The sequence below is a fragment of the Psychrobacter sp. Marseille-P5312 genome (assembly GCF_900291405.1).
Taxonomy (GTDB): Bacteria; Pseudomonadota; Gammaproteobacteria; order Pseudomonadales; family Moraxellaceae; genus Psychrobacter; species Psychrobacter celer.
Genome location: NZ_OLML01000001.1, coordinates 2201235 through 2216292, shown reverse-complemented (window position 1 = coordinate 2216292; position 15058 = coordinate 2201235). Strand labels below are relative to the sequence as shown.

Sequence of the window (15058 nt, the reverse complement as noted above, 5' to 3'; positions counted from 1 at the left end):
ATAAGGAGATATAATGATGCCCCCCTTCATGAGCAACGCTTGGACTTTTCTAACAAAGCGGCCATTTATCAAACATATGCTCGGCCTGCCATTACTACTGGCCTTAGCAAGCTGTAGCTCTTTGCCTGATATAACAATGCCTGAGAGCACGCCAGCCCAGCCTACCCGCTCTCACCAACTACCTGATGGTGTGTTTTCGCAGTGCCCACCCTTTGACCCTGAACAAACCATGTGCACCGCGCAGTACGATCCTGTTTGTGTGAAGAGTAAAACTGGCAACTTGATAAGCTACCGTACCGCTGGCAACGCCTGCTCTGCCTGTAGCACCCCTGAGGCGATAGGCTATGTCAAAGGCGAGTGTTTATAAACGACGGTTTTATGATGACGTTATGACGATGTTGTCAAAATACCGATAGGCACCGTGCCACTCACTTCACTACTGGCACTTCACTGTTGGCTGTTAATAACGGCAGCCATAAAAATACCCAGCTTGTGCTAAGCTGGGTATTTTGTAAAGCGATAAGATATACTTAAAAGGCAAATAGTCGCGCACGAAGATCAGTCTTCTCGCTTTAGCTCAATCGGATCTTTTAAAAAATCCTCATCAGGCAGCTCATTTGCTGAGTTGTGCTCGGCTGACTCTTCGGTAAGAAACCACTGCTGTTGACGATAGAGAATCAGATGGTCTCGGCTTAATCCACGTAATAGCGAATACATCATGACCAAAATCACCACAGCAAAAGGTAAGCCTGACACGATAGACGCGGCTTGTAACGCGATCAACCCCCCCTGCCGCGAGCAGTACCGCAGCGACCACCCCTTCTGTACCTGCCCAAAACAAACGCTGAACTTTTGGAGGATCAGTATCACCGCCTGAGGTCAGCATATCTATCACAAAACTGGCCGAATCAGAGGAAGTAACAAACCACAATACAATCATCATGACAATCAGTAAATTAAACATCGACGTCAGTGGATAAGACTCCATCAACTTAAATATCGCACTACCAGTATCGGCCCTGACCGCCTCCACAAGACCTGGACTGACCAAATCAGGACTGGCCGCCGCTAGTAGCTCCATATGAACAGCAGAACCCCCAAAAGCGGTAAACCACAACAATAATATGGCCACTGGAATCAATAACACCCCTAAGGTGAACTCACGAATGGTACGGCCACGAGAGATACGCGCGACAAACACACCCACAAATGGCGACCAGCTGATCCACCATGCCCAATAAAAAATCGTCCAAGAAGCCTGCCAGTTTTCTTGTCCTTCATAGGACTCTGTCCAAAACCCCAATGGAATCACTTGATGTACATAGTTACCGATGTTTTCTACAAAGCTATTAAAAATAAACTGCGTGGGCCCTAAGATAATCACAAAGCTCAGTAAGATAATGGTCAAAAAGATATTGATATCGCTTAGACGCTTGATGCCTTTATCTAAGCCTAAAAACAGCGACATCCCTGCCAAAACAGTGATGATGGCAATCAAGACAATCTGGACACTGGTGTTATTCGGAACACCAAACAAGCTCTCAAGACCAGAGTTAATCTGCAGCACCCCAAGCCCTAAGGTTGTCACTACCCCAAACATCGTACCAAATACCGCTAAGGTATCGACTGTGTGGCCCCAGCCGCCATAGATTCTTTTGCCCAATATAGGATATAGAGTCGAGCGGATAGCCAGTGGCAAGCCGCGGCGATAGTGAAAGTAAGCCAAAGCCAGAGCCACCATGCCATAAAGCGCCCAAACATGAATACCGTAGTGTAAAAACGAGATATTCATCGCAAGCTTAGCTGAAGCGACTGTCTCCCCTTCGCCCAGCGGCGGCGCCATATAATGATATAGCGGCTCAGCAGTGCCCCAGTACAGCAGCCCGATACCGATACCTGCTGAAAACAGCATACCTATCCACGAGAGCAGTTTGTATTCAGGCTCCTCATTTTGATGCCCCAAACGAATATCACCATATCGACTAAGTATCATATAGACACTCATCAACAAGGTGGTATTAATCACGACAATAAAAAACCAACCAAAACGCAAAGACACAAAAGCTTTTGCTTGATTAAACACCATTTCTGCTTGCTGATTAAACAGTGCGCCAAAAATAATAAATAGTGTAATTAAAATGACTGAGGTCAAAAAAACAGGTTTGCTTACTCGCGGAAAAGGGCCGACTCGGCCAACTTTCACATGATCCATAGATCTTTCCAAAATTAAAAGAGCGCCACCATATCAAGACATTGATGAATTATCAAATCTAACGCTGCTATGATGCCCTTGTATATAAATAAAATATGATGCCGTGCTAGGGAGTTTTTGCCCCTATTTTGCTAACCAAACTAAAAACAAAACCCCAGCTTCCAAAGAGACTGGGGTCTTAACGCGTATCAAAATATGTTTAGTCCATGTATAGTTAATTTACTTTAAAACCGATACGTTCATATGAACGTATCGATTTTATTTCGAACTGATTATAGATAACTAGCGGCCAAATTGCGGACAGGCCTAGTTACCCTTAACGATGTCTGGCGGACCTTCTAGTAGCTCTTCATCCGCAAACTCATTGGCGGTATTGTGCTCAATCGACTCATCAGTGATAAAGCGCTGTTCGGCACGATACAGTATCAGCTCATCACGGTTGAACCCACGTATCATGGCATACAACATGACAAATACCACGATAGCAAAGGGAAACCCTGCGACGATAGCCGCCGCTTGCAAGGCGCCAAGCCCGCCCGCTGCCAACAAAATAGCTGCTACCAGACCTTGCGTAATGGCCCAAAACAAACGCTGAATCTTAGGCGGATTGGTATCGCCGCCAGCAGTCAGCATGTCAATGACAAAGCTGGCCGAATCTGATGAGGTCACAAACCACAGTACAATCATCAGAACGATCAACATCGTCGTGGCTCTGGTAAATGGATAAAACTCCATCAGCTTAAAGATGGCGCTACCATAATCGTTTTGTACCACCTCGATAAACCCAGGGTTACCGATCAGCTCCATGTCTACTGCGACACCACCAAAGGTCGTGAACCAGAAAAATAAAATAATCATCGGAATAAATAACACGCCGAGCAAAAACTCACGAATGGTACGACCACGAGAGATACGCGCGATAAACACCCCGACAAATGGTGACCAGCTGATCCACCATGCCCAGTAAAATATTGTCCATGAAGACTGCCAATCACCTTTACTATAGGCCTCACTCCAAAAGCTGAGCTGGACGATGTTTTGTATATAGTTGCCGGTGTTTTCGACCAAGCTGTCCATGATGTACTGTGTGGGCCCCATGATAAAAGCAAACCCTAACAACACAAAGGTCAAAACAATATTGGTATCACTTAGGCGTTTGATACCCTTATCCAAGCCCATTAGCAATGAGCCGCAGGCAAGTATGGTGATAAAGGCAATTAAGATCACCTGCATGGTGACAGAATTAGGTAAACCAAATAACCCCTCAAGTCCAGAGTTAATCTGCAATACGCCAAAACCCAAGGTAGTAACCACGCCAAACATGGTACCAAAGACCGCTAGTGTATCGACCGTATGTCCCCACTTGCCATAGATCTTTTGGCCCAATATAGGGTAGAGACTAGAGCGAATCGATAAAGGCAAGCCACGGCGAAAATGAAAGTAAGCCAATGACAACGCCACGATGGCATAAATAGCCCAAGCATGTATCCCATAATGCAAAAATGAGATATTCATCGCTTGTTTGGCAGCCTCTACTGTTTCGGCCTCACCCAGTGGCGGCGCCATAAAGTGATAGACCGGCTCTGCGGTGCCCCAGTACATGATACCGATACCGATACCCGCTGAAAACAGCATACCTATCCAAGATGGCAGGCTATATTGCGGGGTTTCGGTTTGATGACCTAAGCGGATATCACCGTATTTGCTAAAGATTAAATACAAACACAGCGCCACGGCCACGTTCATTAAAATAATAAACATCCAACCAAAGCGGTTGGTGATAAAGCTTTGTGCACTAGTAAATATCGTATCTGCTAGCTCATGAAACAAAGCGCCGAATATAATAAACCCCACAATCAATATTGCAGACGCAATAAACACCGGTTTATTTACTCGCGGAAAAGGCCCTAAGCGACCTATTTTGAGTTCACTCATCTTAGTTATCCAATATGTTAGGGTGAGTTACCTTAACAATATGTTACCCATTTATCAAACCTCACCCTCAATTGTTAAGTTTTGATACAAAAAAATAGCCCTGAATTCTCAGAGCTATTGTGGCATGACTGTTTAATAGGTGACTTAACACAGTGAATTAGCACTGTTTTTTGCGGCGCTAGCCTGCACATAAACACTAGTCACCTTTGACAATCTTTGGCGGACCCTTTAGTAACTCTTCATCGACAAACTCATTAGCGGTATTGCGATCGATAGACTCATCCGTAATATACTGCTGCTGCGCGCGGTACAAAATCAAGCGATCACGGCTCAAACCGCGCCATAACGAATACATCATCACAAAGATGACCAATGCAAATGGCAGACCTGCAACGATGGCAGCGGCTTGTAATGCGTCCAATCCACCTGCAGCCAACAAAATCGCCGCGATTAAACCTTCCATCGTCGCCCAAAACAAACGCTGAATCTTGGGCGGATTGGTATCACCACCAGCAGTCAGCATATCGATGACAAAACTGGCCGAGTCAGAGGAGGTCACAAACCACAGGACAATCATGATGACGATCAACAACGTAATTGGCTTGGTCAGTGGATAGTACTCAATCAGTCTAAAAATCGCACTGCCGAAGTCTTCATTTACCGCGTCGACCAATCCTGGACTCACCAAAGCGGGATCAAGGGCAGTGAGAAGCTCCATATGGATGGCCACCCCGCCAAAGGTGGTAAACCAAAAAAACAAAATCGTCATGGGAATGAGCAGCACGCCAAGGGTAAACTCACGAATGGTACGACCACGGCTAATACGTGCGATAAACACCCCAACGAACGGCGACCAGCTAACCCACCATGCCCAATAAAAAATCGTCCAGCTACTTTGCCAATCGGTATTGCTATACGCCTCGCCCCAAAAGCTCAGTGGCACCATAGCGGCCAAATAGTTTCCGACGTTTTCAAAAAAGCTATCAAAGATAAATAGTGTCGGGCCCAAAACCACCATAAACGCCAGTAGCAAGCCTGTCAGACCCATATTGATATCACTTAAGCGCTTGATACCCTTATCAAGGCCCAACATCAGCGAACCACAAGCCAGCAGCGTGATAAAGGCAATAATGGCAAACTGCACACCGACACTATTAGGAAAACCAAATAGGTTTTCGAGGCCTGAGTTGATCTGCATCACCCCAACCCCAGCGAAGTGACTACCCCAAACATCGTACCAAATACCGCTAAAACATCGACAGTATGGCCCCAGCCGCCATAGATTCTTTTGCCCAATATAGGATATAGAGTCGAGCGGATAGCCAGCGGCAAGCCGCGGCGATAGTGAAAGTAAGCCAAAGCCAGAGCCACCATGCCAACTTCGGACTTCTTTTTTTATCTTTTTTTTGAGCCCTTATCCCGAACTGGGGTTCCGTTAATATCTCACCTCCTAAAGAAGCTTACCTTAACAAACCAACCTTTATTTATCAATTAATTACAAAATTTCACTCAATAAAAATACCGCTAAAACACAGCTGATACTATATTTCTATTTTGGTTTTATTAAAGAGGTTGCCGACGGACCAACTGTAACAGCTTGGCATCCTTGCCGTCTTCGAGCAGCCATACTCGCCCATCGACAGCCAACACACTACGCATCCGCTCCCCCATATCGTACCGATAACGCTCACCTGCTTTCTCACTGCCATTGTTGCTGTCAAGGCGCACCACCATCAGCGCTTGTGAGGACAGGCCACTGATAAGCGCATACCCTTGCCATGCAGGAAAGTCGTTATGACGGCCGGATGCGTAAATGCTCATTGAGGACGGTGAGATAACAGGCGTCCAAGTGATATGAGGCGCAGCAAAATCAGGCCGCGTATCATGATCAGGAATATCAGTCCCATTATAATTGCGGCCGTTTGAGACGACCGGCCAGCCGTAGTTACGGCCTTTCTTGATCAAATTAAACTCATCACCGCCGCGCGGCCCCATCTCATGCGCCCAAAGTCTGCCTGCATCGTCAAATACCATACCAAGGACATTGCGATGACCTATCGACCAAAACTGCTTGGCAATCTCGTGCTTATCTTCGGTAAATGGGTTGTCCTTTGGCACAGAGCCATCTGGATGTAACCGTATGATTTTTCCCAAGTTGCCACTCATGTCCTGCGCGGGGGCTTTTTGTTGGCGATCGCCCGAGCTGATATATAGATACTGACCATCAGGGGAGAAGAGCAAACGATGGCTATAGTGACCTTGACCGCGTACCTTTGGGGCTTGCTCCCAAATAGGCATCAGCGCTTGTAAGCTTGGCGTCTCAGTATCCAGCCCCGTTAGTGCCGCTTTGATGACTTTTGCCCCAAACTTGCCGCTATTGCCGCCTGTACCTGCCTCAGCATAGCTGAGATATATCTGCTTAGAGGTAGAAAAATCAGGCGCTAGGATGACGTCACCCAGACCGCCCTGTCCGCCATAAGCCACTGCCGGTATACCCGCTACGGCTGTCTTGCTACCCGTGGCAGTATCAACGACAAACAGCTCGCCGGTCTTTTGAGTCACCAAGAGCTTGGGGGACTCATTATCCGCCGTTGGTAGTGCAGTCATCGCCCAAGGCTCATTAAAGGTTGCGATCACTTGGGTAGTAAAGCTAGGCTTGCTATCTTCTGTTTGCTCGCTAGTACTAATGTCAACGTCTTGTGTATTGGCTACAGGAGTGGCTGATTCTGAGCAGGCCGCAGTGCTAAATAGTAGAGCGGCTACCATTAGCGGTAAACTAACTTTCTTGTTTTTACTCATCTTGCTGTCGATTGGCATAGCGTTCATCCTTTAATATCTTTAATCTCATTTTTATTTATCGCTAACATCTGTCTTCTAATATAGCAAGCCTCATGTAACTTCGCCCAGAAATTATGCAATAAAAAACCCTTTATCTACTATGGCAGATAAAGGGTTAGTGTTACTTAGAGATTGGCTCTCAATTTAAAATGACTATTAGCTCATTCTGAGCTTATTAAAAGTCAGCTGATCATCTGCGTCGACATCGACCTTGATTATATCGCCAGCGACAAATTCACCTGCCAATAGCTTTAATGAGAGCGGGTTTTCGATCTCTTGCTGGATCGCACGTTTTAGTGGACGTGCACCATACACCGGATCGTAACCAACAGCGACTAGTTTGTTCATCGCATCAGCTGACAGCTCGATATCCATCTCACGCTCTTGGAGACGCTGACGTAGACGCTGCAACTGAATGTCAGCAATACCAGCCATCTGCGACATACCAAGCGGATGGAAGACCACAATCTCATCGATACGGTTGATAAACTCTGGGCGGAAATGCTGTCCGACCGAATCCATCACCTCAGACTTGATGTCTTCATAGCTCTCGCCGACCATCTCTTGGATTTTGTGTGAGCCTAAGTTACTGGTCATCACAATCACCGTGTTTTTGAAGTCGACCACGCGGCCTTGTGAGTCGGTCAAACGTCCATCGTCTAACACTTGTAGCAAGATATTAAACACATCAGGATGCGCTTTTTCGACCTCATCAAATAGTATCACGCTATAAGGCTTACGGCGTACCGCTTCGGTCAAGGTGCCGCCTTCTTCATAACCGACATAGCCTGGAGGCGCACCCACTAAGCGGCTGACGCTGTGTTTCTCCATATACTCACTCATGTCGATACGGATGATGGCATCCTCACTATCAAACAAGAAGTTGGCCAGTGATTTGGTCAGCTCAGTTTTACCAACCCCCGTAGGCCCTAAGAATAAGAACGAACCCGATGGGCGGTTGGGATCAGACAACCCAGCTCGGCTACGGCGCACAGCGTTGGCGACTGCTTCGACTGCTTCATCTTGACCGATGACACGCTCATGCAGCTTGTCTTCCATCGCCAGCATCTTGTCACGCTCGCCTTGCAGCATTTTGCTGACAGGAATTCCCGTCGCGGCTGCCACCACCTCTGCGATCTCGTTGTCCGTGACTTTATTACGCAGCAGTTTGGCACCGCCATTATCACCTGCCAGCTCTTTTTGCTCGGCCAAATCAGACTCTGTGATACGGCGCTCAAGCTGTGGAATCGTCTCGTACTGCAGCTTACTCATGGTCTCATAGTCGCCTTCGCGGCTGGCTTTGTCATAAGCGATACGCGCTTTGTCCAGCTCGTCTTTTAGCTGCTGAGAGCCTTTGACCAGCGCTTTTTCCGCTTGCCAAATCTCATTGAGATCGGCGTACTCTTTTTCTAGCTCCTCGATTTGGCTATCAAGCACTTTAAGCTCTGCTTGTGCGCCGGCATCTTCTTCTTTTTTGAGTACTTCGCGCTGCATTTTTAGCTGAATCAAACGACTATCGAGCTTACCGAGTGCTTCAGGCTTACTGTCCATCTCCATGCGCAGGCGACTGGCTGCTTCATCGATTAAATCAATCGCTTTATCAGGCAGCTTGCGATCGGTGATATAACGATGGCTCATGCGCGCTGCGGCGATAATCGCGCTGTCTTGGATATCGACACCATGATGCAGCTCATAACGCTCTTTTAGACCACGCAAAATCGCGATGGTGTCTTCGACCGTTGGCTCATCGACAAGCACTTTTTGGAAGCGGCGCTCAAGCGCGGCATCTTTTTCGATAAATTGACGATACTCATCTAGCGTCGTCGCGCCGACGCAGTGTAGCTCACCGCGAGCCAGTGCAGGCTTTAGCATATTGCCTGCATCCATCGCGCCCTCTGACTTACCCGCGCCGACCATGGTATGCAGCTCATCGATAAACAAAATGACATTGCCCTCTTGCTTGGCCAAGTCACTTAGCACCCCTTTGAGACGCTCTTCAAACTCACCACGGAATTTTGCCCCCGCAATAAGCGCGCCTAAGTCTAACGACAATACTTCTTTATTACGAAGCCCTTCTGGAACATCCTTTTGGATGATTTTTTGCGCCAAACCTTCAACAATGGCTGTCTTACCGACACCCGGTTCACCGATGAGCACAGGGTTATTTTTGGTGCGGCGCGAGAGCACCTGAATGGTACGGCGAATCTCTTCGTCACGGCCAATGACAGGGTCTAGCTTACCCAGCTCAGCCTGCTCAGTTAAGTTGATGGTGTATTTGTTTAGCGCATCACGCTGATCTTCGGCATTTTGATTGTCCACCGTTTCGTCTCCACGTAATTTTTCGATCACAGCCTTTAACTGACTGGCTGTCACGCCTGCACTTTCAAATATCTTTTTGGTCTCGCCTTGCTCCGCCAGTGCCAATAGCACCCATTCAGTGGCAATGAAATCATCGCCTTCTTTTTGTGCTTGGCGATCCGCTAAGTTCAAAATCTTCACCGAGTTTGGGTTTAGATTGACATCGCCTGTTGGGTCGCTAATAGTTGCTTGATTATCGAGCGCTTTGGCCACGCCATTTTTTAGCGCCGGAATGGATGCGCCTGCCTGCTGACAGATCGCGATGTTTGACTCATCTTGTAGCAGTACGGCAAGCAGATGCACAGGGTCTATGCCTGTGTGATCACGTCCTAACGCTAAGCTTTGCGCTTCTTGTATTGCAGATTGCAACTTTTGGGTGAATTTCTCAAATCTCATATTGTTATCCTTTGATAATTTATCATGGCAACAGGCTTTTATAAGTATTAGGTTAGCCCGTTTGCCTTTGGTTGCTATCTATATAAGGTATAGTGACAGTCATTTCAAGCGAAAAACAATAAAAAACCTTACTATTAGCAATGATATAAACTTATTCTTATTCATAAGGTTTTATACCGTGCGTTTCAAGACACCCATTCTTAAAAACAAAGCCGTTATACGCATTGTCGTATGGTCGCCAAGTAGGAGTTTATTCCACGATTTCGATCGGTGTATCAATGGCAACCAATGCCATAATCTCATCCATCTCATCATTAGTCACCGCAATACAGCCGTCCGTCCAATCACGCTGCTGCGTAATAGCCGCCAGATGACCAAGGCCGTTTTTTTGTCCATGAATCATAATATCACCACCCGCACTGACCCCGCGTTTTTTGGCTTGGGCTTTATCAGCGGCGTTAGGATAACTGACGTGGATGGAGCGATAGTAGCTAGAGTTTTCGTTTTTATAATCAAGAATATAACTCCCTGTCGGTGTGCGCTCATCGCCTTCTTGGCGCTTATGTCCCACTGGGCTATCCCCTAAAGCAATGTGATAAGTTTTGATGACTGCACCTTGACTCATCAGCTTTAATACCCGCTCGGACTTATCGACATAGACTTTGTCAATCTTGATATTTGCAAGGTCAGTTTGATGACCTTTGTCAAAGTGATTTGCTGCAGCGAGCGCTTTGTAGCCTGTCAGGCCAACGCCGAGCAAAATAAACATCGCCAAGGACAGCAGGATGATTTTTTTGGGGTATAAACGAAAAAATGACACAGTCTTTGCCTTTTACAATCCACCAGTAATGAGCTTTTATAAAATAACAAAAATTTGTGTCAAATATGTGCAAAAAGTATGAATACGCTAAAAGCGCGATTACACCATACGAATCGCGCCATCAAGGCGAATCACTTCGCCGTTTAGGTAGGCGTTATCAATGATATGAGTAACCAATTTGGCAAACTCGTTTGGAGCACCCAAACGCTTAGGATACGGCACACCTGCTTTTAACTGTTCGCGCGCCTTTTCGGGAATGGTGTCCATCATCGGTGTGGCAAACACACCAGGCGCGATGGTCATGACTCTGATGCCGTGGCGCGACAGCTCGCGTGCAAGCGGCAAGGTCAGCCCGACCACCCCAGCTTTTGATGATGAATAGCTGGCTTGCCCAACTTGTCCGTCAAAGGCGGCGATAGAGGCGGTATTGATGATAATACCATTGTCTGCGTTTGATGCGTAAGCGCCAGCTGCCACACGCTTAGCGATGCTAGACGCTACCAAACGTGCGACGTTAAAAGACCCCACGAGATTGATATGAACCCCGCGGCTAAACGCCTCTAGATCGGCAGGTTGGTTTTCACGATCGAGCAGCTTTTGTACCACCGCAATGCCCGCACAGTTGATAGAGCCTTGCAGACCGCTAAAGGCTCGTTCGGCGATGTCTACTGCTGCTTGCACATCCTCGCCGCTGGTAATATCACAGCGTACAAAACGGCTATTTGCGCCCAGCTCATCAGTCAGTGCTTGTCCTGCCGATTCATTTAAATCGGCGATGACCACCTTGCCGCCTTGAGCGACGATTGCCCGTACCACGGCTTCGCCAAGGCCTGATGCACCGCCCGTTACCAAAAAGCTGTGTTGTTCAATTTGCATAATCCTTCCTTTTATTTGTCTAGTATTCTTTGCATGTAGTCTTTATAGTGTACGGAAAAATATTTGAGACAGTGCATGATGCATTGCTCATCTTAAGCTAACATGGCCAATAAGGCGGCGACTGACGTACAGTCGCCCTTAATATGGCCGCGTCTTGATATCGTCGCGTTTTTCTTGGCTTATGCCGCAGACAAACTACGCAGCAAAAAGCGCTGAATCTTGCCACTTGGGGTCTTGGGCAATGCTGCCACAAACTCAACGTCACGCGGATAGGCGTGTGTCGATAGACGCTTGCGTACCAGGGCTTGTATTTCTTTGGCCAGCTCATCTGAGCCTTCGATGCCGTCCTTTAGCACCACATACGACTTGATGGTATGACCGCGCACTTCATCAGGTACTCCGACGGCCGCCGACTCTGCCACCGCATCATGCTCCAGCACGGTGTTTTCGACATCAGTCGGCCCCACACGGTAGCCTGCGGTGATGATGATGTCATCATCACGCCCTGAGAACCAATAGCTACCGTCACTATGACGTTCGACCACATCGCCTGTTAGGTAGTAATCACCGACAAAGGCGTCTTTTTCATTCCAGCTATAACCACGAAAATAAAACGCGGGCGACTGACTGACCACCACCGCCAGCTGGCCTTGCTCACCATCAGGCAAGACATTCATGTCATCATCCAACACGACGAGGGTATGCCCTGGAAGCGCCATACCCATTGAGCCGACAGGACACTCATGGATCAAAGCATGGTGCTCGCAGCACGTCATTCCCGTCTCAGTTTTTCCATATTGGTCACAGACTTTGCAGTTTAGATAAGTCTCCACCCAGTTGACGACCTCAGTATTTAGGGTCTCGCCTGCCGAGTTGGCGCAGCGTAGGAATAACGCGGCATCGCTATCATCATGCGCCTGCTCAAACACGCCGCTGGATTTCATCATACGAAAGGCAGTGGGCGAGGAGGCCAAATTGGTAATCTTATGACGCGCCATAAAGTCGCGCGTGTTTTCTGCATCAAATCCTGACTCATTAAAATGGGTGGTGATGCCCATCAGCAACGGCCCTGTAATGGCATAATACAACCCATAGGCCCAGCCAGGATCGGCCATATTCCAGTAATTATCATCGGCGCGCAAATCGATGGCATAACGCATATATAGATAAAAAGCCGAGAGCGCGCTGAGAGGAACGCTGACGCCCTTAGATTTACCGACGGTCCCAGAGGTAAACATCTGCAAAAATGGCGCATCTGTATCCAAGAGCACAGGCGCCGCCGTAGATGGCTGCGCTGCTACCACTTCTTCATAACGATCGTCACCCCAGCCATGGTCCTGCTGGCTCTCATTGCCGCCCACCAAGACCATTTTGGTTTGCTCAGCCAAATCCTCAAACTTGCCGCGGTTCTCAAGGTTGGTAAATACCACTTTGGTATTGGCCTTATCCATACGGTATTTGATCGACTCATAGCCAAAAGCGGTAAATAACGGCTGATACACGGCACCAATACGCCATGTCGCCAATACAATAGTCAGCAGTTCAGGTGTGCGCGGCAGCATGGTCGCCACTTGATCGCCAGCTTGCACACCATATGACTGGAGCAAGTTGGCAACGTGGCCACTGGCCTTATCAAGCTCAGCGAAGCTTAGGCGCGTGACGTTGCCTGCTGTGTCTTCGTGTACGAGTGCGAGATGCTCACCCCGCCCATCACGCACATGGCGCCCGCAGCAGGCCATGTAAGCATTTCGCTGGTCGTCCAGATGCTCGCCATATATTTCGGTCAATAAGTTATTGATATTAAAGTTTTGATAATAATCGCGGTAGTGTGGGCGCGTATCGGTGTGAGTTGTCGTTGGGGGCAATGAGGTAGTCATAAGCCAATCCTTTAGCACTTGCAGGTCATTGATGACAAGTGACAACAGCGGCGCATGACATCATGGATAAAAATGCTCATGAATCAAAACACCACTGTCTCACTTGTAAAACCGCCCTATCCTATGGGCGGTTTTTATTGTCTATACGCTATTAGTAACGCATTTTACTTATTATTTCAATACATAACGTATCATTTTTATATTATTTTTTTTCTGCTGGTATTATTATTTCTATAGTTAGCTGAATGTAAAACTGTTATGAATTTAAACGCGCTACTGATATAAATTTTACTTGCGTGCTGCGTTCCCAGAGGCTGCATAAAATTCATCCCAGTAGCGCTATGACATTTTTAGAGTGTATCGACTATATATAGTCATGACCGTTCAGCGCAATTGCATATGACTTATCATCTCATCGCCATGGCAGGCTTATGCGACATAACGTTCTCATTGCTAATCCCACAGGTTATTGCCAAGTACACAGGCAGCTTAACAGCGCTTTTTCTTCACAGCTTTGGTGCTTTTTGCTACGACCGCGTCGGGCGTGTTTGTATGTTTCAAAAAACTGACCTGCCAAAAACCGTTCGATAAGCATCGGATGAATATAAGAAGCACGGCATACCGCTGGCGTATTGCCAAGCTCTTCGGCCACGCTCTTCACCATATCGGTAACCAGCTGCTGACGCGCCTTGCTAGCAGGCGCGCTGGCTAAGATTGTCCGGCCTGCCGAGGTCTGCAACTCATCATACAGATAGCTCGCTGCCAGTACACTGGCCATCCAAGTACGAAAGTCCTTTGCACTGTACAATCTGCCCGATGCAAGACCCTCCAAGTCCTCGCTGCTCGGCTGTTTGTGCGCCTCTGTAGCCGCACACAGATGACGGCGCAAGTAGTCATTGACATCGCTGCTATCCACGACTTGCTTATCGCCATTTTCATCTAAATATTTAAAAATCTGATACCCTGGCAGCTCACTACAGACTTGCACGATCTCAATCAAGCGCTCGTCTTGCAGCTCGATATGGTGCTCTTTGGCACTTTTGCCGACAAAATCAAACGCCAGACCGTTATCTGTCTCGCTTACGTGCTTACTGCGCAGCGTACTCAGGCCATAACTTTTATTCATCTTTGCGTAGCGGCTATTACCGATGCGAATAAGGGTAGTTTCCAATAACTTGACCACGGCGGCTAATACATTGGCGCGAGATAGCGGCGCAGCTTCTAGATCTTTTTCGACTTGCTCGCGCAGCGTGGGCAACGCGGTCGCAAACCCTATCATCGCGGCAAACTTGGCGTGCTCGCGCACGCGGTTCCACTCCGGATGATACAGGTACTGCTTGCGCGCTTTGTCATCGCGGCCTGTCGATTGCAGATGGCCTTTTTCGTCTTGGCATATCCACACCTCTGACCACATCGGCGGTATTACCAGCGCATCAAAGCGCTGACGCAGCGCTTTGTCTTTTACCGTCTTGCCCGCCGCATCACGATAGGTAAAGCCGCGACCCCAACGCCGACGGGTAAACCCAGGCTCATCGTCGCTGACGTAACGCAGGTTTGCCAAGCGTGCTAAATGTTCATAATCATGGCGTACATCTGGCGGGGTTGTTTGCTGGTCTAACTTCGCCATAAAAAATACTCGATTGATAAAATAGACGCTTTAGCATAATGAATTGCGGCAGTTTTTGCTGTTTGCTTGCCACAAGCAAAGTGTAATACTGTGTAAATAGCCGTCCAATTACCATAAAA

General features: G+C 47.8%; 8 protein-coding genes and 2 pseudogenes. 1 reads left to right on the top strand and 9 read right to left on the bottom strand.

Annotated elements, in window-relative coordinates; genetic code table 11:
- The first annotated feature begins 13 nt into the window (after window positions 1-13).
- Window positions 14-367, top strand: coding sequence for a hypothetical protein (locus tag C6W44_RS09555; protein ID WP_227526416.1), 354 nt, complete (start codon window positions 14-16; stop codon window positions 365-367).
- Window positions 368-558: 191 nt separating this feature from the next.
- On the opposite strand, the pseudogene C6W44_RS09550 reads toward C6W44_RS09555, so the two are convergent.
- From C6W44_RS09550 to C6W44_RS09510, 9 genes and pseudogenes are all read right to left on the bottom strand, one after another.
- Window positions 559-2212: pseudogene (locus C6W44_RS09550) on the bottom strand (BCCT family transporter).
- 306 nt (window positions 2213-2518) lie between these two features.
- Window positions 2519-4147, bottom strand: coding sequence for a BCCT family transporter (locus tag C6W44_RS09545; protein WP_105245160.1), 1629 nt, complete (start codon window positions 4145-4147; stop codon window positions 2519-2521).
- A gap of 196 nt (window positions 4148-4343) precedes the next feature.
- A pseudogene (locus C6W44_RS09540) lies at window positions 4344-5521 on the bottom strand (BCCT family transporter); the annotation flags it as partial.
- Window positions 5522-5710: 189 nt separating this feature from the next.
- Window positions 5711-6973: a PQQ-dependent sugar dehydrogenase gene (locus C6W44_RS09535; RefSeq protein WP_264755616.1), complete on the bottom strand. Its 1263-nt coding sequence runs from the start codon at window positions 6971-6973 to the stop codon at window positions 5711-5713.
- 168 nt (window positions 6974-7141) lie between these two features.
- Entirely contained in the window at window positions 7142-9739 is a 2598-nt protein-coding gene (gene clpB, locus C6W44_RS09530; protein ID WP_105245158.1) for an ATP-dependent chaperone ClpB, read from the bottom strand.
- 250 nt (window positions 9740-9989) lie between these two features.
- Window positions 9990-10559, bottom strand: a complete 570-nt coding sequence (locus tag C6W44_RS09525) for a L,D-transpeptidase family protein (RefSeq protein ID WP_227526415.1) — start codon at window positions 10557-10559, stop codon at window positions 9990-9992.
- A 99-nt stretch (window positions 10560-10658) separates the two neighbouring features.
- Window positions 10659-11435, bottom strand: coding sequence for an SDR family NAD(P)-dependent oxidoreductase (locus tag C6W44_RS09520; protein WP_105245156.1), 777 nt, complete (start codon window positions 11433-11435; stop codon window positions 10659-10661).
- Window positions 11436-11614: 179 nt separating this feature from the next.
- Window positions 11615-13312, bottom strand: a complete 1698-nt coding sequence (locus C6W44_RS09515) for an AMP-binding protein (RefSeq protein ID WP_105245154.1) — start codon at window positions 13310-13312, stop codon at window positions 11615-11617.
- A gap of 466 nt (window positions 13313-13778) precedes the next feature.
- Window positions 13779-14939: a DNA topoisomerase IB gene (locus tag C6W44_RS09510; protein WP_105245152.1), complete on the bottom strand. Its 1161-nt coding sequence runs from the start codon at window positions 14937-14939 to the stop codon at window positions 13779-13781.
- Window positions 14940-15058: the final 119 nt, after the last annotated feature.